The organism is Legionella brunensis, from assembly GCF_001467025.1.
Lineage (GTDB): Bacteria > Pseudomonadota > Gammaproteobacteria > Legionellales > Legionellaceae > Tatlockia > Tatlockia brunensis.
This window is the reverse complement of record NZ_LNXV01000033.1, coordinates 378,546-402,886: the sequence shown is the minus strand read 5'-3', so window position 1 is coordinate 402,886 and position 24,341 is coordinate 378,546. Positions and strand designations below refer to the sequence as shown.

The following is a 24,341-nucleotide window of genomic DNA, read 5'->3' as shown; positions in this document are numbered from 1 at the left end:
CTTCAAAATTTTTTGGGAACTAATTCTTTTGAAGGTAGACTTCGCAAGCTTAACTTAATTTGTAATAATTAGTTCTGTTAAAATTCATGACTATTTTTCATGTCAAATGCATTTAATTATTATCTACAAACGATGGGAATTGATGTTTGGGTTAAGCGCGAAGCAAATGTTTCCTGCGAAAAACAATTAGCAAAACTTACGCAAGAAGTCGCTTCTTGCTCAGGTTGTCTCTTGCATAAAACACGCACTCAAACGGTATTTTCCCGTGGTAATCCACTTGCAAAGTTAATGATCATTGGCGAAGCACCGGGCTTTTATGAGGATAAGCAGGGACTCCCCTTTGTTGGTAAAGCTGGGATGTTGTTAAATCAAATGTTACAAAGTATTGGATTTACGGAGCAGGATGTTTATATTGCCAATGTTTTGAAATGCCGTCCGCCTGATAATCGTGATCCAAAACCTGAAGAAATTTCACAGTGTAGTTCTTATCTCGCCAGGCAAATTGAGTTAATTAATCCACATTTAATTCTTGCTTTGGGGCGTTTTGCAGGGCAATTTTTAGTCAATAAGCCTTTACCATTAAATCAGCTTCGACAACGAATTCACACCTACAAGAACACTCCGTTTATAGTTAGTTACCATCCGGCCTATTTATTGCGAAATCCCTTAGATAAGAAAAAAGCTTATGACGATCTTCTAGCCGTGAGAAATTTTTTAGTAGATAAGTCATAAAATGAGAGGAATGCAAGGGTTAACTTTACTTGAGTTGATTTGCACTTTAATTTTGCTAGCTTTACTGTTTTTGCTATCCGTACCGTCCGGACTTTCACTGTTTAATAAAAATCAGTTGCAAGTGGCGGAAGACGAAATAAGTACTGCAATCTGTTATGCAAGGAAAATGGCTTTGCTGCTTGATGCTCGTCTAGCATTGACTCCTATAGATGACTCAGGCGACTGGTCTAAAGGAATGCTTCTTTTTGTTGATAATAAAAAGCATAAATATCATCAAGGTGATAAATTATTGCATCAATGGAAATGGCATTTTCGAGGGTTGCAAATCAGTTGGAAAGGTTTTCAATCTAATTCTTACCTTTTATTTGCCAATAATTTAAACCATGCCGCAACCAGTGGACATTTTGATTTGCTTACGGTGGAGTCAAACCATGCGAAATTAGTTGTGAATCGCTTTGGCCGTGTAGTAAGCCAGCCTTAAATGCAGATGGAAAACTCGTTATTAGTGCTTTTGAAGCTCGGATGATATAATCCTGAGTTACTGCGTCTGCTTACGTTTATCATCACATTAAGCAGCTTCGCAACAATAGCAACTACTTTTTCTAGGATAATTGTTGAGCTTTGATGTGGCTATTTATTAAATGTTTAATCAAATTGAAAGTCTAGCGACTAAAACTGATTCGCCCCCAGCGGTTTTGCTGCCTTGGCTGACGCATGAACTCTCTTTGACGGATAAGTTAAAGGATGAGTGCGGTGAGGCATCGTTGAGTGTTCTCAATCAACGATGGGAGCAGCCAAACTGGTGGGATAAATTCGTACTTGGCTTGTCAGGAAAAAAAGTAATTCATCGAGAAATTATAATGTCGGCCTGTGATACGCCATGCTGGTATGCAAGAACAATAATTCCAGATCATTGCTATCAAGCCAATCCTCCATTTTATGATAGACTACAAAAAGAATCCTTAGGGGTCATTGTTTTTAATACACCTGCAGTAAAACGTAATCAGATGATTCATTATCCTATCAATGTTTCCTGCTTGGAATACCATTGGTTTCCTTCTGTGTTAACTGAAGAAAATAGCAGATTGTGGGTACGACTCTCTATTTTTTCATTGGCGCATAATGCAACTTTTCACCTTGTTGAAATCCTTCTTCCTGGTCTTTTAAGGATAATAAAGTGAATTGGCGTGGCTATTTAAGATTAATGAGGTTTCATAAACCAATCGGTATTTTGCTTTTGTGGTGGCCAACGGCTTGGGCACTTTGGTTAGCTAGTCAAGGAAATCCTCCATTTTCTTTGATTTTATTGTTTTTTTCTGGCACCGTCTTAATGCGCGCTGCAGGTTGTGTTGTTAATGATATTGCAGATAGACATATTGATTTACATGTAGAAAGGACAAAAACAAGGCCGATAACTACTGGGGAAGTGGGGTTGCTTGAGGCTATTTTTTTACTGGGCGCATTGTTATTAATGGCGTTAGGAATTTTGCTTCAACTGCCTAAAGCCTGTTTTTATTATGCTCTAATTGCAGTTTTTATCACGGTGCTTTACCCCTTTTGCAAACGATTTACTCGAAGCCCACAGTTAGTGTTGGGTATTGCTTTTTCCATGGGGATACCGATGGCATTTGCTGCTTTAGATCATGCTCTTGATAAGACTATGTTTATTCTGTTGCTAATTAATTTTCTATGGGTAGTTGCTTACGATACAGAGTATGCCATGGTTGATCGTGAGGATGACTTACGTATTGGCGTCAAATCCACAGCAATTCTTTTTGCAGAATGGGACAAGTTTGCCATTGGCTTTATGCAGTCAGTATTTCATCTATTTTGGTTTGCTTTAGCCCTTAATCTTCACTCAGTGTTTTTTTGGCTTTGTTGGGGAGGTGCTACCTTAAATCTGATTTATCAGCAAAAATTAATTTATAAACGTGAGCCAGCTCTCTGTTTACAAGCATTTACTTCTAATAATTGGTATGGGTTGTTCATGTGGCTTATGATTGCTATCTCTAAAAGCACTGAAGTTTTGCCTTGATGGTTTGCAAACCGTGCAGAAAAGACACTCCTGGATTTTGTAGAAGATCAAAATCCAGGATTCAATTTTAGTTTCCTCGATGTTTATATAACAACTACTACCCCTGTGCGTATTATTTTTTACAGGTAAAATCCATGGTTTCCATTTTTGAAAAAATTGTTTTTAAATCATTTTCTTCCTGAGTATATACTTCATAAAGCTTACAATGTTTGTTTGCCTTTTCCATATAATGCAGAATACATTTCTTGGAGTAAGTAAGAGCAGATAAGAATGCTTGTGCATCATCCTCCTCATTGAGGGTTATCTTGGGATATTCGGTTTCATATTTTTGAATGCTAACAGCCATTTTTTTCAATAAATTATTTAGGCGTTCTTTTGTTCCAGTTGCATTCCATCTAGATTCAGTTTCAAGAGTAAAAGCTAGTACTGATGCTAATAAGTTTTTAATCAATACGCTACCTTGATGTGAATTCTCATCAAATTGATTGATTAAAAATTTAAGGTTCGGAATAGCGATTGCATCTTGTTCGCTACGAATATAATCCGTTAAAATTTCGTGATAATTTGTTCTAGTCATCTTCTGATTTCCTTTAATGAAGTTTTTCATAAAAGACTCCGTATTATTATTCAAATTAAGTTATTGAAACCTATTATATCATGCCACTACCTGAGTTTAAGTTGAGACGTTCATCATCATCTTCCAAATTATCTATCTCTTCCGATTCGTTGTTTTTCTTCTCCGATACAGGTGCGCTGGTATCGGGAGGAGGTTTTGCCTGACTAGTTATTGTTCTATCAACATCTTTTTCTAAGGAGCTTGATTTTGGAATATTACTCAGTCTTTGCAACATTAATTCTGTGCTGCTTTTACCTTCATTACTTTCAGGGCTCGGTTTTTTTCGTCCCAAATTAGGGGAAACTTCTACATAATTATTTTGGGGCTTGGCTAAACTGCTTGTATTTTCTTCGGAGCTCGGTTTTTTTCGTCCCAAATTAGGGGAGACTTCTGCATAATTATTTTGGGGTTTGGGTAAACCACTTGCATTTTCTTCGGAGCTCGGTTTTTTTCGTCCCAGATTAGGGGAGACTTCAGCATAATTATTTTGAGGTTTGGCTAAACTGCTTGTATTTTCTGCTGCACTTGGCAATTCATTGTCTTTAACCAATTCGTAATGATCTTCATTAAAGCTTGCGACCTCAATTGTTGCAGGCATTGTAGGGTTTTTTTCATAAAAATTATCTAAATTTTCCTTACCTCGTTTTTTTCCCTCTTCTAAGCTAGCTGACGCGAATAAATTTTTATCATCCTCTTTTTGTTTCGAAGGGGATTCAGTGACATGATCATCAGGGAATTCCATAAGGTATTCTTTGTAAGTTTCAATTAAATAGATACAACCTTCCGCCGTTCTTAATTGAAGTTTCTTTTCTTCTATATCAGATAATACCTCTGTTAAATATTGAATTTTTTTCTCTAATTTTGGGATTGAGTCTTTTAATTTGTCAATTTCAGCAGCATCAAGCTTATCTACACTGCCTAATTGATTATTAATCTCAGTTAAATTTTTTTTCGCCTTATGCAGAGCCTCCTCTAGTTGCTTAATTTTACTCTCTTCGGGTAGCTCACTTTTTAAAGAAACTATTTTTGTCTTAATTTTTGTTTCAGCATAGTCTAAATGAAGTAACATTGCCTCTTTATTGGAAATCATCCTTTTAAGTTCACCAACCTCTCTTGTAGTAGACGCTTTAACTCCTCGCTTCTCATCTTCAAATGAAAGATAAGCGCTTTCTGATTCATTATTCAATAAACTCATAAGACTAATAAAGGAGGCTCTAAATGAGAACCAATCAGACATGACTGAATACCTGGGTTCTTCATCTAGCAAAGATTTTTCTTGCCATTTTATTGGAATTCTAAAGGTTTTTTTTGCTATGACTTGTTCGTTTTTATCCTCATTTAGCACTTTGTCTTTGATACTTACATGGCCTTTTTGCGCAGCAATATCTAAAATTTGTTGTTTTACATCTTGGAATTTTTCTATAGTTAGTGGAGGAGAGGGGTCAAAATCTTTTAATTCATCAAATTTTATTTTTCCTTTTTTTAATTTACCATCTGAATCTTTGACAATGTATTTGAATGAATCAGGGTTTTTCTTCTTACTTAATTGAATATAGACGGTGTTATCCTCAAGTTTTTGTATGCCTCCTTTAGTCTTTTTGTTATCTGGTAGCAATGCTAAGTTATATTCAATACTTTCTTGGTCAGGTAATATTGCTATCGTTTCATCTTGTTTGTTTTGTTTGCTAAGAAGTTCCATCGACATGCCAAAATCTGAAATCTTCATTGGAAAATCACGAAGACCTACAATTTCGCCATCTTTGTCAAATATAAAATGGTCATCTGTAAAGTCGTATACCAGAAAATTTCGTGGTGCTACATCGGCGTGGATGTAGTCTAATGATTGGAAAAGCTCAATGCAGTGATGCATTCTCTTTATGACCACATCTATAAATTGCTCTGGATTAGCTTTATAAGCTTGTAAAGCTCTTTCATCTAAGTTGATATTATTAGTTACCAGTTTTTGTAAAAAATCATCCAAGCTGCCATATGTGGCAATTTCAGATATTAATCCTTTTCGCTTCTCACCTGTGTTCTCTTCTCCCATATCGCTAAATGCTATCGCCTTACGGTAATCTTGTTCTGTGTAATTAGATGGCCGACTCTCTGTTTCATGCTTTTTTCTACCTGAAAAAAAGTCTATTACGGAGCGTCTTTGTTTTTTAAAATGGCCGTTAACACTATTTGTGAGAGATTTATTTATTTCAAAGTCGTTTACATCACTGGTAAACTTGACAACACTACGATTACCATATTGATAGACACTACCAAAATTTCCTTTCCCCAATAGTTTCCCAATCCTTTTACTATCAATAATATTTTCGGTATCCTCCTGCTTTCCTTTTTTACCCATTTGAATCACCATATCATTTGCCGCATTATTTGTAATTTTGGCATATATATAATCAAATAATGTGTAATTTAAACAATGTTTACAAAAAATTAACACATGGAGGGGTTGTTAAATGAATTGGGTGGTGGAGTGGGAAAAAATACGAAAGTCTTGTTTTGCTAATTGACAATATAATCATCAACTTATTAAAATCTTGAGACTTTATAAGTCTTAGAATGTTAAGGGCAGTAGGACAGTCAGCAGCGAATGCTTGTATGGTTCGACGTACATAATTTATTTTCTAAAACTTTTAAAACGAGTAAGTTAAGAATTTCTTGAGTAAGTTTGTATCTTCAATCGCTATTAGTAAAGACTACAAAAGACAAGTAGGGAGTGGAAGTATATTTCTTTTTTTAAGTTCTCATCAGTTCGTCCAATAAACTACTAGCGCCAATCCGAAACCAGGAGTTATCTAAATCGCGGTTTCGGATTTGTTTCGCAAGACACATATACGTAAAGGCTTGTTCAGGCGTTTTTATTCCCCCTGAGACTTTCAAGCCACAACTTGTGTTGCTATTTTCTATCGCTTTTAACATGGCAAAAGCAGCAGAGGGGGTTGTGCCTTGATTAATTCTTCCAGTTGAAGTTTTTAAGAAATCGCAACCTTGACTGATGATTTCACAACTCAATGCAAAAATGGATTCCAAAGTAGGGAGAGCACCGGTTTCCAAAATAACCTTAAAAATAACTCCATGCTGCTTGCAGCGAGTATAGGCATGGTGACAATGCTCTAGAGCCTCCCGCTTTTCTCCTTTAAGATAATTTTGATAAGGGAAAACATAATCAATTTCATTCACCTGATTATGGATCATTATTTGATCAATCTCAGTTAAGACTTCCGACAGAGCCTGAGTTCCCGTTGGAAAGTTAATTACAGTTGTGAGTTGAGTTGCCGCAACAGGGGCAATTGTTGACAGATGTTGGGGTAAAACGCAAATAGCTGCAACTTGGTGTACATTACCTTTTTCACTAAGAGTTTTTAAATCTTGAGAAGTGGCTTTTTCATCGAGCAATGTTAAATCAATTAACGAAATAGCTTGGGCACTCAGTTTTTTCATATCCCAAGATATTTCATTAAGTTCGCCAAGGGTTGTCAAAAATTGTGCTTCTAAATTCACGCGAGACTCGCAATAAACTGTTTAACTAAAAGATTTAGTTTTTCAGCTGCTTTGGAAGCCATTAATACAACAGCTTCATGACTGTGGCTAGTGCAGGCAAGGCCTGTAGCGTAATTAGTAATTGTGGCGATAACGGCAACCTTCATATTGCAATGATTAGCCACTAAAACCTCTGGTACCGTTGACATACCGACAGCATCAGCGCCCATAATCCTAAATGCCCTGATCTCCGCGGCAGTCTCATAATTTGGGCCTAATACTGAAAGATAAACTCCTTGATTCAAGGATATACTTTCTTTATGGGCAATTTGTAGCAATTTGTCACGCATTCCCTTGTCGTAAGCGTTATCCAAAGGGACAAAACGAGGACCAAATTCATCATCATTAGGCCCTACCAAAGGGTTACCTGGTTGCATGTTAATATGATCGGTAATGAGCATTAATTCGCCTGGCCCTACATCTTCTCGAAGCGATCCTGAGGCATTCGTGGCAAAGAAGTAATCGCAACCTAATAGTTTTAAGGTTCGAACATAGGTTTTTATAACCTCATAGCTGGTACCTTCATAAGTATGAGCTCGACCCTGTAAACAGACTACTCCCACCCCTGACAAATACCCCAAAACTAAATTCCCCCCATGGCCATGCACAGTAAGCTTAGGAAAGCCTGGCAGTTGCTCATAGCTAATGGACACAGCATCTTCTAACTCATCTGCAAAACTTCCTAATCCTGAACCAAGTACGATGCCTAAAGTGGGTTTAAAATTTGGAACTTTTTCTTTTATCTGTTGTGCTGCCTGATGTGCGGCAGTTAGGTTTGTTTTCGTCATGTTTAATCCTGGTTAAGGCTTAAGTCTAAATGCTTCGGGTAATAACTCATCAATTCGCATGGTTTTTATTACTGCTTGCTCATCACATAGATGCACCAGTGTATCAGGGGTTGAAAACTCCATAATTCGCTGACGACAAGCACCACAAGGTGAGCAAAGAGTATTTTCACCATTAAGGACAACAAGGCTCTTAATTTTTCTTTTTCCTGCTGCAATCATATGACAAATTGCTGATGCTTCTGCGCAGATGGATAAACCATAAGAGGTATTCTCTACATTAACTCCCGTATACAAATTACCATCTTCACTGCATAAGCAGGAGGCTACCTGAAAATTGGAGTAGGGAGCATAAGCATGCACCAAGGCTTGTTTGGCTTGATGTATCATCGATTTTTCTAGGTTAACCATGAAATAATACTCCTAATCTGGCTGGAGACTATACTCATTATCAACTAGGCTGACAAGTCATGACCCGCATAAATAGCCTATACGTCTAATCGCCATATTCTTACTACTTATCAATCATAAGCCGTCGTTTTCCTTGTTTCTAAACATCAGCCGTTGCAGAAGAGGCATATTGGATTTGCAGTTCGGTGAATTTTCATTGTACGATGTGTTTTTTTAATGGTGATTGTGTTTGTTAGGGAGGTATTAATGGCTCATCTTTATATAGCTCTTCCTCAAGGTTGGTGTTTTGCGGGCAAAAGAGACGTTAGCGGTGTATTAAAGGATGTTTTAATTAATCACGCTAATACACAAATAATACTTCTACAAGATATTATAAAGGATTGCTTACGGACAAAAAAAAGGAGTAGCTCTTTTGTCACGGTGCCACTGAGAGGTACAGAAAGAATCACTATTTCGACGACAACAGGCGCTGGTATAGGGCAGGATCTGGAGCCTCATGCAATCACTATTTATTTCAAAAAACCACCCTATACTAAAGATTTTTTTCTACAATATACACCTAAGAATAATGGTAAATACCCCTCTGATGTTGAAACTCATGTAGTCAAAGGATCCGATGTTGTTGTATGTTCAGCGATGTTCCACACTATGTATGGACAAAAATGGCATAATTTACATTTTTTTAGTAAAGAGAAAATGGCAGAAATACTGGCAGCAGAAAAAGAGCAACGTGATAATCGCCGTCATGTCGGGGATAATCCGTTGCCAACCTAATTCAGTACAATGACCGTTAGAATTGCTAATCCTTAATTCATACAATTATTACAGAACTAATAGGACTGATTTAAGGATTAGGAAGATACTTTGGCTGCGGTGATGGATGTTGATGCCCTGGAACAATCCAATTGGGTTGTAGTTTGTGATAAATGTCTTTTTCTGTACCTGTATCATCAACTGGTGTGGTATCCAAATAGCCACTTTGATCAAAGCGAGTGGTTGATTTGTCATTGCCAGTAGTCACATTGTTTTGAGGTGGGCGATTAAAAGGATTTAATTCATGGCCTTTTTGTAAACCAGGGTAATAGAGATAACTTGGATTTTGCGGGCTTGTGCTGTTAGGCTGAAATGCAAAACTCGCGAATGATAAACAGGCAAACAATAAAATATTGGGTAAGAGAGTCCATCTCATAACCTTTTCTCCAAATTAATCCTCTATTATAACTATAGTTTAATTTTAATAGAGGATTTCTAACCGGACTTATCCGGTGACTAAGCCTGTTTGTGACTCCAGCGTAGTTTCTTGTGTATTCCTGGTTTTTGAGAACAATCCGATGTTTTTTGGTGCTTTTATCGGCGATAGTGTTTCTGTTCTATAAGAAACGGTTTCTTTAGGCTGTTGTTTCTCAAGAAAGTGTAAACTGATTTGCGTTTCAATCCAGGGGTGTTTCTCGGTCTCACTATTTGCATAGAGTTGCTCTAAAGTATGTTCCGTAAAAATATCAGTCATTAATAATTCAAGAGCAGCCGGAGATTGAGTGAGTTGCTCAGTTAGCACTTTGGCAATTAATAGGGCGCTGGTACTTTTCTGAAATAAATTCTCACGTTTGACTTCCCCTGATGGCATTAATGTCCCCATCACACATCGATTACTATCATACAAAGAGATTCCAGGACACATTCCTTGGGTCTCTAGTAGAGAGCAAGGTTCATCATCAATGAAGGTCATTGCCTGATTGGCCTCGTTAATAAAACCAATTTTCTCCCCCTCAGCATTATACAGCGATACTTGGGATTTTCGCGCTAACTCGTTTTGTTCAAAATTTTTATACGGCAAATAGCGTCTTAACCATCCTAAGAGTGTGTCTTGAGCGATATCAATATCTCCACGATTCCGTGAAGCTCGATTAACAATAAAATCAGCAACTTTAAATAAAAAATCAGAGCGTAAACTGGTTAAGCTGCTATTATAATGGCTATAAAGTACATCTAATGCTGAATCTGCAGTCTCAGGAGCGTCTTTTCTCAATTCAATACAGTTGTCTTCAAGCTGGTTAAATAAAGCTCTAATACTGTCGTCTGCACGGAAACTTAATAATCGCTCACGTTTCTTAAGAAGATATTCCCGACGTTTTGGGGAGTCGAGTATTGATTTCTCAACGCGAGTTAAACTTTGCTGGTGATGGTCATAAAAAGCCAGTTTGGTCTTTAACCACTGATTTAACCGCTCAAATTCATCTTGTTTTAATGTTAATGAAATAAAGCGATAACGATCTACAAGAGATTGAATTACTTTGGGATTGCTTGCTGCTATAAAACGTGGGGATGTTAACAGACGTTGTATCCATACCCCATTTAGAGTCGAGGTGGTTAAGTCTTTTTCCGTACCACTAAGAATATCGCTTGCGATTAAAATTAGTTGTTTCTCACCCAGGAGATTTAAATCTTGTTGACCTAAATAAGCTTTTATCCGCTCTAACGTTTGATGATTAGAAGCAGACTGGAGTTGGCAAAGGCTTGTTAAAAGATGTCGGCATGCGTAATCATATGACTTATCATCACTATTTAAGCCTGCTAAGCAATGAGATATTATCGTATCGACGAATTCTTTTGACATCTGACTGACGATGGCATCGGTGGTTTGTCTGGACATAGTCTTGAGTAATTTATCTAATGAGGAAATAAAAGCGCGACTTTCTGGGGTGTGAGTTTTATGCAAAACTTGATGGTAAGAGTTAATCAGCAAATGAATTGCTTTGGCATTTGGGGTGGCTTGATGTTCATCGATGCTTTTGTTCAAAGTCTCCAAGCGAGAAAGTATATTGTCATTCTCACGAAGAAAGCCTTCTTTAAGAATTCTAAAGGACATAATTTCGGAAGAATAAGTTTCTAAATCTGTTATTCGGTATTGTAACCAAGTACTAAGGTCTTGCTTAATGGCAATAATTAAGGACACGTCCTGGTGTTTGATGACAGTAAGGAAGAAGAGTGATTCAAAGGATCATTTCCTACAGAAGACCGTTGTTGTTTCCACAACGGTCGATAGCAGGCCTGTTCTGAGGGTGAGGGCGAAGCATAGGTTACATTTGAAGAGAGTTCTTCTGTCATTTCTAAATCTCGGCTAAGTATCTCATAGCTTTGTGCTTGGGGAGCTCCTATATCAATCATGTAATCTAACCAGCAATAAAAAGCTATTGAGCCCAATGTGATGCCTAAGGTCGTAGATACTACAAAGGCAAGGAAAGCGGCAGGAGGAAAAAACATCGAAACGGTGGCTGCTACTGCAGGAATCAAAGCCATCAAAGTGGTGATAATCGCGTATTGCACATAAGCTGTCTGTTGGGCAGGTGAACAGGCTTCGTCCTCCTTAAAAGGATTTTGTTGTTTATGGTACTCGCCAATGCACCAGATAAAATTACTTACAAAAAATAACCAGCTGGCTGGTAAAAGCAAGGGAGAAATGAAAATCCCCACCACACAACAAAGAATAGCCATAGATCCAAGAACAGCTGCTATTTTTTGTTGATTTTTAACTTCAGTAAAACCATACCAATGGTTCTCATCTCGAGGGTAATCAGGATACAATTGGCAAGCAAGTAACCATAATCCGTAGCCAAGTGAATTAAAAAAGAGAGTAATAAGGTTAGAAAGGGCAGCTAAGACGGCAACAGGCGAATGCTGCAGTTGTGAAACTACAAAACCTGCGAAGAAACAAACACTACTTGCCCTATCAAGTCTTTCCGCATTGCTCACTAAAATTATACCTCAGCCTGAATTTAGGTATCTTAATGAATTTAAGAAAAGAATAACAATAGCTTTGAAAAATTTTTGATATTTATATCGCAACAGCCTAATTAGTTAGGGGGGGATTGAGCAACAAAGGCAGGCTTATTCGCACTAGAAGTCCACCTTCCTTACGATTCATCGCGGAAATCTGGCCTTGATGCAGTTTTATAGCCTGTTGGGCTATTGATAAGCCAAGGCCATAACCTCCTGTTTTCTTCTCTCTTGAAGAGTCAACTCGATAAAAAGGGTTGAAAATTTTTTCTAATTGTTCTTCTGGGACTCCAGGGCCATTATCTGCAATGTCAATATTGATTTGAGAGTGTTTAACATCAAAATGTAAAGACACATCGACATGAGGATTTGGTGCTGAGTATCTTAAGGCATTGCGAATGATATTTTCGATTGCACGGTGTACTAAGCGCTCATCGAGAAATAATTGGCAATTTCCTATTTCCTCTTGTAAGAATACGCCGGATTGCTTAGTACCTAGTTCAAAATTGGCATCATCAATGATTTGTTTGAGTAAAGTAGGTAAATTGATAAGTGTTCTATTAAGCTGGGTGAAAGACTTATCAAGTCTTGCGAACTCCAAAATTTCCCCTATCAGAGTATTTAAGCGTAGACATTCAACTTCCATACGTGAAAACTCTATCTCGGCTAAGTTTTTAGCTTTTTTACGACCTAATTCAATTGCTATTTGCAACCTGGCAAGAGGGGAACGTAACTCATGCGAGATGTCTTGCAATAAACGTTCTTTTGAGTTCATGATTGTTTCGAGTTGTTCAGCCATCCGGTCAAACTCATCACTTAGCTCAGCAATTTCGTCTCGTTGATGTCCCTTAATGCGACCCACGCGAGTACTTAATTGACCTGTGGCGATTGATTTTGCCGCCATTCTCAAGGAGCGCAGAGGTTGGGTTAGATAGACGGATAATAAATAACAAATGAGACCGCTAATGATAATGGCAATAGCCAAACGTATTGTTAAGCCGGCCCAGGGAATTTCTACAAAATGAGCCAATGGTTTTTCACTGACAGCGACCAAACGATATGCGCTACCGGAGGTAGAAAGAATTTCATGACTAACGATAATATCGCCAAATTTTATAACACCATCATCTAACTCTTCGTCGACTAAGTTGTTAGAGATTTGTTTGACCACGTCAGGCGGCGTTTGATTGCCTATAATTTCACCGGTACTGCTCAGTAAATATAAGGTCATTTTTCTGGACATGCCTATCTGGTTTAACCATTTTTTTAAGGCTATATGCTGACCTGATTCAAAAGTTGCTACTGCCGCATTGGCATAACTGTCCATAAACACGCGCTCACGGGCAGGAATTGAGGACTTTTGCGCAATCTCACTTGTAACCCAGGCCGTAGTGATAATAATAAGAATGGTGGCCAGCCAAAAAGATAAAAAGATTTGCCAATACAGACTACGCATTAAACATATATCCAAAACCACGAACAGTTTTTACCAATGGTTCGCCTTCTTGGTTATCACCTAATTTGTTGCGTAGATTACTAATATGAACATCAATACTGCGGTCATAGGCTGTGTATTTTCTTCCTAAAGCGTATTCGGTTAACTCTTCTTTGGAAAATGCCTGGCCTGGTGATTTAATTAGCATCTCAAGAATATTAAACTCGGCATTGGTTAATTCCATTGTTTCCCCATGATGCGTGGCAAGACGTTTGGAGCAATCAACGACGATGTCTTGATGTTCAATAATAGGACGCTGAGTGGGAATTTTTTGAGTGCGTCTAAGGATAGCACGTAATCTGGCGACTAATTCACGAGGGTTGCAAGGTTTGGGCAAGTAATCATCAGCACCAATTTCAAGCCCTACAATACGATCAATATCATCACCACGGGCTGTCAGCATTAAGACGGGTGTATCCAAGTGTTCACGAATAGCCTTTAATACTTCAAAGCCATTCAATTTAGGAAGCATCACGTCTAAAATAATAGCGTCAAAAACTTGATTAAGTGCTTTTTTGACAGCATTTTCACCATCATGGGCACAGACGACATTAAAGCCCTCAGGTTCCAGATATTGCACTAAAAGATCAGTTAGTTCAGTGTCGTCATCTACAATCAAGATACTATTGTTCATTTCTTAATTGTCCTCGATATTGAATCACTTTGTTTTTCATTCCGTCTTCAACGACGAAAATGCGATAGTTTGTTCTACTTAAATGCACCTTTCACCTATAACTACATTGACTTATTGAATACAGCTCTCCGGAAGAACCAGTCAATCCGAAGCGTGTTCCCACATTTAATTTTACTGCATTTTTAGACGAGCTGTTTTATTTGCTAGGGAACAGTTAATTTATCCTTACTTGGGCGTTTATCCAAGCAGCCTAACAATTTAATCCGTCTTGCATCTGCATTTATGACTTTAAATTCAAATTGTTCGATTGTAATTGTTTCCCCTCGTTGAGGTAAGTGTCCAAAGTTTGTCATAACAATCCCACCAATAGTGTCATAAGATTCATCACTGAAATTGGCGTTTAATTGTTCATTAAACTCCTCTATTGGAGTATGTGCCTTAACGATATAGTAAGAGTCACCATGTGCTTTGATATAAGCTTCCTCATCAATATCAAACTCATCTTCAATATCGCCAATAATTTGCTCAATAATGTCCTCTATTGTCACAAAACCACTTACGGCCCCGTATTCATCTACAACAATTGCCATGTGATTGCGATTATTACGAAATTCACTTAGCAATAAATCAAGGCGCTTACTTTCAGGTACAAAAGTGGCTTGACGAATAATGTCATGTAAATCAAATTCTGTAGGTTGATTTACTTGAAAGCGTAATAAATCTTTTGCATGTAAGATGCCAATAATTTCATCTTTGTGATCACCTGTGACAGGGAAACGAGAGTGGCCGGAACTTGTGACAATATCGATAATCTCTTTCAACTCAAAATCTTGAGGAATATAAGTCATTTGCTTTTTAGGAAGCATAATATCCCTTACTCGCATTTGGGCGAATTGAATGACTCCTTCAATCATATTTAATGTCTCAGAATCAATCAATGAGCGAATATGAGCATCACGCAATAAATTAATCAATTCCTCTTTGTTTTGTGGTTCGACTTGTAAGAACTGTCTTAAACGCATAAATAAGGAACTATTATCATCCTCTCTGCTCAAGATGGTTATCCTCTGGTTGATATGGATTAGCAAAACCTAGCTTAGCAAGTAATTTTATTTCCAGTGCTTGCATGATTTCTTTGTCGTTATTTTCAATATGATCATAGCCTAATAAGTGTAAGACCCCATGAATTACAATATGTGCCCAGTGCGCTGTCAATGGTTTATCGAGATCAATGCTCTCTGCTTGTAAAACAGCAGGGCAAATTATTACATCGCCCAGTAAGGGGTACTCAAGTTCTATATTATCAGGAATAGTACTAGGAAAAGCGAGCACATTGGTTGCTTTGTCCTGATTTCTGTACGTATGATTTAATTGTCTAATTTCCTCTTTGTCAACTAAACGCAATGTTAACTCAGCTGAATCCAAGTGTTCAATAAGGGGTAATTGTGCCCAGGAAATAAGGGAATTTTTATCCACGGGGATAGCTTCTTCACAGGCTAGTTGTAAGTCAATATGATAACTCATTCTCTAAGATCCTTTTTTAATGTGTCATAGGAGTCAATAATACGCGAAACCAGTGGGTGTCTAACAACTTCGCGGCTGGTAAAATAATGAATGCTAATTTCAGGAATATAAGCAAGTAATTTAACTGCATGGGATAAACCGGATTCAGTTCCTTTCGGCAAGTCGATTTGAGTTATGTCTCCGGTGATGACCGTTTTAGAGCCAAAGCCCATTCGTGTCAGAAACATTTTCATCTGAGATACCGTTGTATTTTGTGCTTCATCAAGAATAATAAAGGCTTCGTTTAAGGTTCTACCTCGCATGAAGGCTAGAGGTAACACTTCGATTACGTCGGTTTGGATTAGTTTTTGGGTTTCTTTAAAGCCTATCATTTCATATAAAGCGTCATAAATTGGCCGCAAATAGGGAAGAACCTTCTCTACCAAATCCCCTGGCAGAAACCCTAGTTTTTCACCTGCTTCAACAGCAGGCCTGACAAATACCAAACGCTGAACTTCGCCTTTTTCAAATGCTTCAATTGCTTTTGATACTGCAAGGTAGGTTTTTCCAGTACCGGCAGGACCAACAGCAAAGGTAATATCATGTTTACTAATGCTATGGAGATAATCTGCCTGCTTGGTATTACGAGGTAATATCGTCTTACGAGTTAATTTAATGGATTGTGACATAACAGTTTTGGGATCCTTATTTTCTAAAAAAGAATTAACGGTTTCAACTTGAATAGGATTATTTGCCAGCTTATGAAGTTGCTTGATAACTTGCTTTGCTTTAAGTAAGCCTGGATGGGAATAGCCAAATAAACTGACCTCATCGTGACCAATTTTAATCGTTACGTTAAAAAATAATTCAATTAATTTGATATTTTCGTGAAAAACACCGCATAGATTTGCTAACTGCTGAGAGCTTAGATGGGAATAGTTTAGCTTTTCGTTCTGTAATTTACTGCTCAATGTTAATACAAAATAATTAATAAGTTATAAGATAAGAATAGTCCATAAATCAGGACTTTCGCAAGACTGGCGGTGAAGTAAAGGCACGTCCCCTTGACTGTGAGCTTCCCTCATTCTCTAGGTTTGCATTATTATTGATAAAAGATGTAATTACCTCTCTTAAATTTGAAGGGACAATGGGCTTTTTTAACTGAGGTATAGGGCCTTTCTCATACAAGTCAAATAGCTTTTGAAATCGAATTAACATCTGAGCATCGTCTGTCCACGGAATAATGGGAGTTTTTTTATTGAGCCTTAGTATTACAGCGGCGACTTCAGGCCCATTACAAATCTTGCTATTTCCAGATAAATAAGTTGGAGCCAAATTACCATCCAAAATGACTAGATCATAAGATGAATCCGGGTCACTAAAGTATTCAATGGCCTTTTCTCCAGTGGAGAAGTGCTTTACCTCACAATCTAATTTTGCGAGTAAGTTACTCATTGTATACGAAAGACTAAAGTTATCTTCAACCAAAATAATCTTCATAATCTTACTCATCAGAAAAAAGAGGGGCTAAGATAAGCAAATAAGAATAAAAAATCAATAAATTAGGGGAGAATACAAGAGGACGGAAATATTAAATACAATTATCATCGGTAATCGAGTATACTATAGACAACGAGTAGTATTGATATTTTTTGATTGTTTAATTATTCCTGCCCATGATTGATCTGCATTGTCATAGTAGTTTTTCCGATGGAGTTTTAAGTCCTGCTGAGTTATTAAATAAGGCTATTGGGGCAAATGTTAAAGTTTTGGCATTGACTGATCATGACACCGTAGCTGGTCTTGAGGCGCTTCATGAAGCAGCACAAGGACATGCAATTCAAATCATTAATGGTATAGAATTTAGTGCTTGTTGGAAAAAATATGATGTTCATATCATTGGGCTAAACATTAATTTATCAGATAAGGCAATTCAATCGTTAATAGAACGGCAAAATCAAAGCAGGATTCATCGTGCATTACAAATTGCAAAGCAAATGGAAGCCTGTGGTGTTGCAGATGCTTATAAGAAAGCTTGTGATATTGCTGGTCATAAACGTGTCGGTAGGCCTCATTTTGCCCAAGTATTTGTTAATGAGAAGATTGTTGCTGACCTGCAAGCTGCATTTAAACGTTTTTTAGGAAGAGGAAGGCCTGCCTATGTCAGGACTCCTTGGCTTACGCTGACTGAAGCAGTGGAAGGGATTGTACAGGCAAATGGTCAAGCAGTATTGGCTCATCCATTGAAATACTCTTTGACTAACACACGATTGCAGCAATTGATCACTGCATTCAAAGAGGCAGGGGGTAATGGTCTTGAAGTGGTTTCTGGTGAAATGAATAAGGTTCAAATTCAAGAAATGGCGGGGCTTTGCCAACGTTTTCAACTTCTTGGGTCAACCGGCTCTGATTATCACGGCGATACATTATCGCGTATTTCTCTTGGAAGACAACCGCAACTCCCGGTAAACTGTATGCCAATATGGCATCAATGGAACATTTAACAGGGGACCTTATGAGTCAGTTTTTCGCAATTCATCCCGATAACCCACAGGCTCGCTTGCTAAGGCAGGCTGCAACTATCATTCAAGATGGTGGATTGATAGTCTATCCTACTGACTCAGGTTATGCGTTGGGATGTAATTTGGGTAATAAATCTGCATTAGAACGAATCAGGCGCCTGCGTCAGTTGGATAAAAATCATAATATGACTTTAGTCTGCCGTGATTTATCGCAATTAGGGACTTATGCGCGAGTTTCAAATGCAATTTTTCGCTTGTTAAAGGCGTTTACTCCAGGCTCTTATACTTTCATATTGAATGCTACCCATGAAGTGCCAAGATTAATGCTCCACCCAAAACGAAAAACTTTGGGCTTAAGGGTTCCTGAAAACAACATTACTTTAGCATTACTAGAGTGTCTGGAAGCTCCATTGATGAGTACTACATTAATCTTGCCTGGAGCAACAGCACCATTAAGCGAGCCTGAAGCCATTAAAGATTTATTAGGAAATCAAATTGATTTAATTATTGATGGTGGCAATTGTGGCCATGAACCAACCACCGTCATTGATTTAACTGGTGATTATCCTGTTATTCTTCGTGAAGGCAAAGGAGACCCTGAGCCTTTTAAATAGTAAATCACTTCCAATATTGTTCTGAACGAGAGCGCGAAGGCATTGTGCTATTCAAAATGAAGGAAGTGTAATTTTTAAATAATAGAGTTAAGGATTTTGATGTCAGCCATATTTAATGCGAGTAAGCGTGTAGTATCGGGAATGCGTGCCAGCGGCCGTTTACATTTAGGTCATTATCATGGGGTACTTAAAAACTGGCTTAAATTGCAACATCAATATGATTGTTATTTCTTTGTGGCTGATTGGCATGGACTTACAACGCGTTATGATGAACCTGGATTTATTCAAACAATTCTATGGGATATGGTGATTGATTGGCTGGCTTGTGGGATTAACCCTAGCTTGTCTAAGGTTTTTATTCAATCTTGGGTGCCTGAACATGCTGAATTGCATCTTTTATTGTCGATGATTACCCCTTTGGGATGGTTGGAGCGAGTTCCTACGTATAAAGATCAGCAGGATAAATTACATGATAAAGATTTGGCTACCTATGGGTTTTTAGGATACCCTCTTCTGCAGAGTGCTGATGTTTTGCTTTATAAAGCAGACTATGTGCCTGTGGGTGAAGATCAGGTTCCTCATATTGAGTTGACTCGAGAAATTGCTCGTCGTTTTAATTATATTTATGGTCGTGAGCCTAATTTTGAAGTGTTAGCCCTAGATGCCATTAAAAAAATGGGTAAGAAAAATGGCAAATTATACAGTGAGTTACGTCGACAATTTCAGCAAGATGGTTGCCATGAATCATTAAATACCGCCAAGGCATTGCTTGTTAATCAGCATAATCTTTCTATTGGGGATAAGGAGAGATTATTAGGTTATCTGGATGGCTCAGGAAAAATAATATTACCTGAACCACAACCGATGTTAACTGAAACATCAAAGATGCCAGGTATTGACGGTCAGAAGATGTCAAAATCTTACAATAACACTATTAGTTTGCGAGAAGAGCCTGAGCAAGTTGAAAAGAAAATTCTAACGATGCCCACGGATCCTGCAAGAGTAAAACGTACTGATCCAGGCGAGCCGGAAAAATGTCCGGTATGGCAGCTTCATAAAATTTATTCTTCAGAGTCAGCTAAAGATTGGGTACAGACTGGTTGTCGAACAGCAGGAATAGGTTGTATTGACTGTAAACGCCCGGTGGTTGATGCAATTTTGCATGAGTTGCAACCAATTCAAACAGCTATTAAAGAATATGAGGCCGATCTTGGTTCTGTGAAGCGTATTGTTGCCGAAGGAAGTGAGTCTGCTAGGGAAGAAGCGAATAAAACATTGGGGGATGTACGTGAAGTGATGGGCTTGGATTATTAATGAGCACCTCTCTTGCAGAATCTTCTGGGGCTATACTGGCTATTGTTGCAGGAAGGCCATTGACTGAAGTTCCTGGTGATTTGTTTATTCCGCCAGATGCACTTGAAGTTTTGTTGGATTCTTTTTCAGGCCCGCTGGATTTATTGCTTTATCTTATTCGGCGGCAAAATATTGATATCCTCGACATCCCTATAGCGCTTATCACACAACAATATATGCAATATATTCAACTCATGGAAGAACATCGACTTGAATTGGCGGCTGAGTATTTATTAATGGCTGCAATGCTTGCAGAAATAAAATCACGGCTGTTATTACCGCCAACACCGCAATCAGAAGATGATGCTGAAGAGGACCCTAGAGCAGTATTGGTAAGAAAATTACAAGCCTATGAGCAAATGAAAAATGCAGCTGTGGCGCTTGATAATCTGCCACGTTGTGAGCGTGATGTTTTTTGGTTTTCAATTAATGCAGAAAAAATTGACAATCCAATTGTGCATCCTGAGGTAGCATTATTTGCATTAACAGAGGCTATGCGTGCTTTGCTTAAGAATCAAGGTCATAGAAGCCATCATCAAATTACTCGTGAACCATTATCTGTTAGAGAGCGTATGACAACTGTGTTGGAGCGCTTGCAGCAAGAGAAAACGGTTTCATTTGACAAATTATTTAAGTATGAGGAAGGGCGCATGGGATTGGCTGTCACCTTATTAGCCATTTTAGAATTAGCCAGGCAATCACTAATCATTATCACGCAAGCGAGTGCTTTTACAATAATTCATTTGCAGGTTATACACCATGAATGAAAATGAACTTAAAAGAATTGTTGAAGCTTTGCTAATGCATACAAGTGAACCACTAACACTTGAAAAGTTGCAGACAGTTTTTGACGAATGGGAAAAACCAAGCTATGAGCAGTTACGAAATGCTTTAGCTGAACTTGCAAATGAATATGAAAATAGCGCAATAGAATTAAAATCACTAGCCAGTGGCTATTGCTTACAGACAAAGGCAAAATACAGCACCTGGGTAAGTCGTTTGTATATTGAAAAACCTGCTAAGTATTCTCGAGCGTTATTGGAAACGTTAGCGATTGTTGCTTATAGGCAGCCAGTGACTCGCGCAGATATTGAGGATATTCGTGGGGTGGCCGTTAGTAGTTCCATTTTAAAGACATTACTTGAGCGTGAGTGGGTACGTATCGCAGGACATCGAGATATACCGGGAAAACCTGCTGTTTATGTAACTACTAAAGCATTTCTTGATTATTTTAATCTATCAAGTCTCAATGAATTACCTGCCCTGCAAGAAATGAGTGATTCCTTGCTTGTTCCTCAAGAGCAAACTTTAGAAGAAGAGTGTGTAGAAGAATGAAAGAACGATTACAAAAATTATTAAGTCAGGCTGGTTTTGGTTCAAGACGAGAAATGGAGCGTTGGATCGAGCAAGGGTTAATACAAGTCAATGGCTCTGTTGCTAAATTAGGGGATGTGGCTGGCGCACAAGACAAAATTAGCGTCAAGGGACGGTTAATTGCCAACCCATTAAAAGTACAAGAAAAAACAAGAATCTTAATGTATCACAAACCTGTGGGGGAAATTTCAAGTCGACATGATCCTAAACACAGCAAAACAGTGTTTGATCATTTACCGTATCTAAAACATGGCCGATGGGTTCAGGTTGGTCGTCTGGATATTAACACTTCTGGTTTATTAATTTTTACTAATAATGGTGAGTTAGCAAATCGTTTGATGCATCCAAAATTTGGCTTAGAGAGAGAATATGCCGTGCGTGTTCATGGACAGGTATCTCAAGACGCTATAAAGGTTATGTTAAAGGGAGTGGAGTTGGAGGATGGTCTTGCCCAGTTTAAACGAATTGAATTTAGAGGTGGTGAAGGGGCTAACTCTTGGTACCATGTAACTCTGACAGAGGGACGCAATCGAGAGGTAAGACGGTTATGGCAATCTCAAGGGGTTGAAGTAAGTCGTCTAATTCGGATTCGATATGGAAATTTTACTATGCCTCGATTTTTGGCTCGCGGAAATTTTATGGAGTTATCAATCAAAGAGGTTGATGCTTTTCTTGCCTCACTTAAGAATTAAAATATGCAACATAGCTGCTGCAAATAGAAATTATCGGCATAAATTCAGTCATCATCGTATTATAAAATAATAATCACATAGTGTTGTTTTTGAATATTTTGGCTTGTTTAGTCTATATCTTAAAAAAGATGTGATGAAGCAAGAGAGATGAAGCATTATCAATTAATTAATTTTGCCCATGCCCTAGGTTATCAAAAATACATTACAGAAGGGGGTTTGTGCTACGGCTTCTCAGCGATGTGGGCGCAAGCTGTTTGTAGTGGGCAGTTAGAGGCGTTTAATGAACGGTTAAAATTTCTTGAAGGATTTGCAAATAATCCAAAAGAACTCAAAAAACAAATTGATGAAGTTAAAGATTACGTCAAAACGCATGGGTCAAAAAATTTAAGTAAGCAACAAAAAATGCTCCTTGATGTTCCTGCATTCTTCGAAGGCGTGGCAGGTTATCTACGACCTGATGTAGCCGCAGAAACATTTGGAAAAAGCCTACAGCAGCAACATATGCTTGAAGTTTCGGGTTTTCTTCAGTCTAAGAGCTTAGCGGAAAGAGGGGGATTTTCCAGGGCATTTCAGGCAACGGATCAATATAGTCAGGACAAATTAACCGCACATTTGAGCGCTATTAGCCAACAATTAAAAAGGAAAGCGGATACAGCAATTCATTTTTCTGCGAATGGTCATGCTGTAGGTGTTCGAGTAGTTGGGGATGATAAGTTTCAAATTATAGATACAAACCAACTGGAAGATTATGGCAAAACGTTTACCAGTAAAGAGTTGGCAAAAAAATTAAATGATGAGAGTTTTTTTAATAAATCACCATGGCATGGCTGGTTAACAGGAAAACAACCTCTAGTCTTAACAACGAGTATTTATACTAATCAATCCATGTCATTTAGGCTTGATAGCCTTAAAGAGAAAGCTCCCATTACGAGTTTGGCTCAAGATAAGAATGGCCAAACAGTCATACATCGTGTAGCAATTGAAAATGATTTGGATACCTTAAAGCGTTTAGATTTCTCAAAAATTGATGTTAATCAACGGGGGGATAAGGGAAATACTGCCTTGGACTTCGCTTGCTTAAATGCATCAGAAGAAGTTATTGATTATTTATTAGACGATCCACTAGCCTCTGCAACATTGGATGTGACTAAATCTATTGGTCATCCAATAACGATGGCAGCAGCAAAGAGCTATTTTCATATTGTTGATAAATTATTAGACCACCCGCGTTTGGGCGCTACAATGAGAGCTGCTTATGATGGTTCTCTCTTTAAATTAGTGGTGGCTAGTGAAGGAGAAAGTGAAGCTGCTATTTCGTATTTTCATAAGTTAGCGGAGCAAGGTGAAGATATTAACAGAGTTGACCAATTTAATTTCAGCCCACTTTACCACGCATGCATTAGTGGCAAGGAAAAAATGGTTGCACTCTTGCTTGAACATGACGCTGATGTCAATACTGGAGTTTCTCCTTTAATAGGCGCTGCGTGTAGTGACAAAGATAATTTGGTAAATACCTTGCTTGAGAAGGGTATTGACTGTAACAAAGTTGACAATTTCAATCGCACGGCTTTGCATTTGGCATGCTTTATGGGCAAAGGCGAGATGGTGGATTCATTGCTTAAACATGGTGCAGATTGTAACTTAAAGTCTGATCATGGGATGACTCCATTAATGAGTGCTTGCATGAATGGTCATGCTCATCTAATCCCTAAATTATTACCTCATACAAAATTATCAATGGAAGACATTAAAGAGAATTCCTCTTTGTTCAACTTGATAAATAAATGTGACATCGATGTTCAAACAGAGTTTCTTAAAAAAGCCTTACAAACCTATATTAATAATCGTTCAGATGAAGGAAAACACCATAACCGTTTTAGTCTTGGTTTTTCTCAAGATGAAAAAATAGATGCAGCTAAAGCGCTGCTTAAGAAACTCAATGGAGAAGAGGTTTATTTGCGAGACCATCATGGCGCTTTAAATAATGGACGCTTATTCGATTTATATGATTTATATACTCGTTTGGAGGATAAGAAGCAGGTCTTTTCTCCAACCTCTATGCTAAGCAAATTAGGTGGTCCCTCACCTTCGTCTACCAAAACCCCAGAAGAAGTAAAGTCAAAGGCCACTGAAAAAACTACTGAGATAGTAAAAAATGATGTAGGTAATGATGATGTTCTACAATCGGATAGGGGGACTTATCAATCGCCAACACCTTTCAACACTACTTTTGATGGTTAAAATTAAGGTCG

At 38.0% G+C, this 24,341-nt stretch carries 26 protein-coding genes; 12 read left to right on the top strand and 14 right to left on the bottom strand.

Annotated elements, in window-relative coordinates:
- The first annotated feature begins 99 nt into the window (after positions 1–99).
- The 4 genes from Lbru_RS13130 (at position 100) to ubiA (ending at position 2,767) form a co-directional block, all read left to right on the top strand.
- Complete coding sequence (locus tag Lbru_RS13130; RefSeq protein WP_058442578.1) at positions 100–732, top strand: uracil-DNA glycosylase; 633 nt, start codon at positions 100–102, stop codon at positions 730–732.
- A gap of 10 nt (positions 733–742) precedes the next feature.
- Positions 743–1,213: a hypothetical protein gene (locus tag Lbru_RS13125; protein WP_058442577.1), complete on the top strand. Its 471-nt coding sequence runs from the start codon at positions 743–745 to the stop codon at positions 1,211–1,213.
- Between the two features lie 160 nt (positions 1,214–1,373).
- On the top strand, positions 1,374–1,913 hold the full coding sequence (locus Lbru_RS13120; protein ID WP_058442576.1) for a chorismate--pyruvate lyase family protein: 540 nt from the start codon (positions 1,374–1,376) through the stop codon (positions 1,911–1,913).
- On the top strand, positions 1,910–2,767 hold the full coding sequence (gene ubiA / locus Lbru_RS13115) for a 4-hydroxybenzoate octaprenyltransferase (protein WP_083500921.1): 858 nt from the start codon (positions 1,910–1,912) through the stop codon (positions 2,765–2,767). Before Lbru_RS13120 ends, ubiA begins: the two co-directional genes overlap by 4 nt.
- 112 nt (positions 2,768–2,879) lie before the next feature.
- Here ubiA and Lbru_RS13110 read toward each other — a convergent pair whose 3' ends face one another.
- From Lbru_RS13110 to cdd, 5 genes are all read right to left on the bottom strand, one after another.
- Positions 2,880–3,374: a hypothetical protein gene (locus Lbru_RS13110; protein ID WP_131793467.1), complete on the bottom strand. Its 495-nt coding sequence runs from the start codon at positions 3,372–3,374 to the stop codon at positions 2,880–2,882.
- A 43-nt stretch (positions 3,375–3,417) separates the two neighbouring features.
- Positions 3,418–5,736, bottom strand: a complete 2,319-nt coding sequence (locus Lbru_RS13105) for a protein kinase (protein ID WP_058442574.1) — start codon at positions 5,734–5,736, stop codon at positions 3,418–3,420.
- A 392-nt stretch (positions 5,737–6,128) separates the two neighbouring features.
- Entirely contained in the window at positions 6,129–6,893 is a 765-nt protein-coding gene (deoC, locus tag Lbru_RS13100) for a 2-deoxyribose-5-phosphate aldolase (protein WP_058442573.1), read from the bottom strand.
- Positions 6,890–7,720, bottom strand: coding sequence for a purine-nucleoside phosphorylase (locus Lbru_RS13095; protein ID WP_058442572.1), 831 nt, complete (start codon positions 7,718–7,720; stop codon positions 6,890–6,892). The genes deoC and Lbru_RS13095 overlap by 4 nt, the downstream gene beginning before the upstream one ends.
- 12 nt (positions 7,721–7,732) lie before the next feature.
- Positions 7,733–8,128, bottom strand: coding sequence for a cytidine deaminase (cdd, locus tag Lbru_RS13090; RefSeq protein ID WP_058442571.1), 396 nt, complete (start codon positions 8,126–8,128; stop codon positions 7,733–7,735).
- A gap of 246 nt (positions 8,129–8,374) precedes the next feature.
- Between cdd and Lbru_RS13085 the strand changes: the two genes are divergently transcribed.
- Entirely contained in the window at positions 8,375–8,902 is a 528-nt protein-coding gene (locus Lbru_RS13085) for a hypothetical protein (RefSeq protein ID WP_058442570.1), read from the top strand.
- A gap of 70 nt (positions 8,903–8,972) precedes the next feature.
- On the opposite strand, the gene Lbru_RS13080 is transcribed toward Lbru_RS13085, so the two are convergent.
- The 9 genes from Lbru_RS13080 to Lbru_RS13040 all read right to left on the bottom strand — a co-directional run bounded on the left by Lbru_RS13080 (position 8,973) and on the right by Lbru_RS13040 (position 17,034).
- On the bottom strand, positions 8,973–9,317 hold the full coding sequence (locus tag Lbru_RS13080; protein WP_058442569.1) for a hypothetical protein: 345 nt from the start codon (positions 9,315–9,317) through the stop codon (positions 8,973–8,975).
- Between the two features lie 69 nt (positions 9,318–9,386).
- Positions 9,387–11,081, bottom strand: coding sequence for a hypothetical protein (locus tag Lbru_RS13075; protein ID WP_058442568.1), 1,695 nt, complete (start codon positions 11,079–11,081; stop codon positions 9,387–9,389).
- Positions 11,072–11,878, bottom strand: coding sequence for a hypothetical protein (locus tag Lbru_RS13070; protein ID WP_058442567.1), 807 nt, complete (start codon positions 11,876–11,878; stop codon positions 11,072–11,074). The genes Lbru_RS13075 and Lbru_RS13070 overlap by 10 nt, the downstream gene beginning before the upstream one ends.
- A 97-nt stretch (positions 11,879–11,975) precedes the next feature.
- On the bottom strand, positions 11,976–13,358 hold the full coding sequence (gene cpxA / locus Lbru_RS13065) for a two-component system sensor histidine kinase CpxA (protein ID WP_058442566.1): 1,383 nt from the start codon (positions 13,356–13,358) through the stop codon (positions 11,976–11,978).
- Complete coding sequence (gene cpxR, locus Lbru_RS13060) at positions 13,351–14,031, bottom strand: two-component system response regulator CpxR (protein WP_058442565.1); 681 nt, start codon at positions 14,029–14,031, stop codon at positions 13,351–13,353. The genes cpxA and cpxR overlap by 8 nt, the downstream gene beginning before the upstream one ends.
- A gap of 203 nt (positions 14,032–14,234) precedes the next feature.
- Positions 14,235–15,086: an HlyC/CorC family transporter gene (locus Lbru_RS13055; RefSeq protein ID WP_058442564.1), complete on the bottom strand. Its 852-nt coding sequence runs from the start codon at positions 15,084–15,086 to the stop codon at positions 14,235–14,237.
- Complete coding sequence (gene ybeY, locus Lbru_RS13050; protein WP_058442563.1) at positions 15,070–15,555, bottom strand: rRNA maturation RNase YbeY; 486 nt, start codon at positions 15,553–15,555, stop codon at positions 15,070–15,072. The genes Lbru_RS13055 and ybeY overlap by 17 nt, the downstream gene beginning before the upstream one ends.
- Positions 15,552–16,505, bottom strand: a complete 954-nt coding sequence (locus Lbru_RS13045) for a PhoH family protein (RefSeq protein ID WP_058442562.1) — start codon at positions 16,503–16,505, stop codon at positions 15,552–15,554. Before Lbru_RS13045 ends, ybeY begins: the two co-directional genes overlap by 4 nt.
- Before the next feature lie 49 nt (positions 16,506–16,554).
- Positions 16,555–17,034, bottom strand: coding sequence for a response regulator (locus tag Lbru_RS13040; RefSeq protein WP_058442561.1), 480 nt, complete (start codon positions 17,032–17,034; stop codon positions 16,555–16,557).
- A 176-nt stretch (positions 17,035–17,210) separates the two neighbouring features.
- Here Lbru_RS13040 and Lbru_RS13035 point away from each other — a divergent pair, with 176 nt between their 5' ends.
- The 7 genes from Lbru_RS13035 (at position 17,211) to Lbru_RS13005 (ending at position 24,330) form a co-directional block, all read left to right on the top strand.
- Positions 17,211–18,038, top strand: a complete 828-nt coding sequence (locus tag Lbru_RS13035) for a PHP domain-containing protein (RefSeq protein ID WP_058442560.1) — start codon at positions 17,211–17,213, stop codon at positions 18,036–18,038.
- Between the two features lie 11 nt (positions 18,039–18,049).
- Positions 18,050–18,670, top strand: coding sequence for an L-threonylcarbamoyladenylate synthase (locus tag Lbru_RS13030; protein ID WP_058442679.1), 621 nt, complete (start codon positions 18,050–18,052; stop codon positions 18,668–18,670).
- Between the two features lie 99 nt (positions 18,671–18,769).
- Complete coding sequence (locus Lbru_RS13025) at positions 18,770–19,984, top strand: tryptophan--tRNA ligase (protein WP_058442559.1); 1,215 nt, start codon at positions 18,770–18,772, stop codon at positions 19,982–19,984.
- Positions 19,984–20,790, top strand: a complete 807-nt coding sequence (locus Lbru_RS13020) for a segregation and condensation protein A (RefSeq protein ID WP_058442558.1) — start codon at positions 19,984–19,986, stop codon at positions 20,788–20,790. The genes Lbru_RS13025 and Lbru_RS13020 overlap by 1 nt, the downstream gene beginning before the upstream one ends.
- On the top strand, positions 20,783–21,358 hold the full coding sequence (gene scpB, locus Lbru_RS13015) for an SMC-Scp complex subunit ScpB (RefSeq protein WP_058442557.1): 576 nt from the start codon (positions 20,783–20,785) through the stop codon (positions 21,356–21,358). The genes Lbru_RS13020 and scpB overlap by 8 nt, the downstream gene beginning before the upstream one ends.
- Positions 21,355–22,089, top strand: coding sequence for a 23S rRNA pseudouridine(2605) synthase RluB (gene rluB / locus Lbru_RS13010; RefSeq protein ID WP_058442556.1), 735 nt, complete (start codon positions 21,355–21,357; stop codon positions 22,087–22,089). The genes scpB and rluB overlap by 4 nt, the downstream gene beginning before the upstream one ends.
- A 147-nt stretch (positions 22,090–22,236) precedes the next feature.
- The gene (locus Lbru_RS13005) at positions 22,237–24,330 is read left to right on the top strand and encodes an ankyrin repeat domain-containing protein (protein ID WP_058442555.1); all 2,094 of its coding nucleotides are present in this window, start codon (positions 22,237–22,239) and stop codon (positions 24,328–24,330) included.
- The last annotated feature ends 11 nt before the right edge of the window (positions 24,331–24,341 follow it).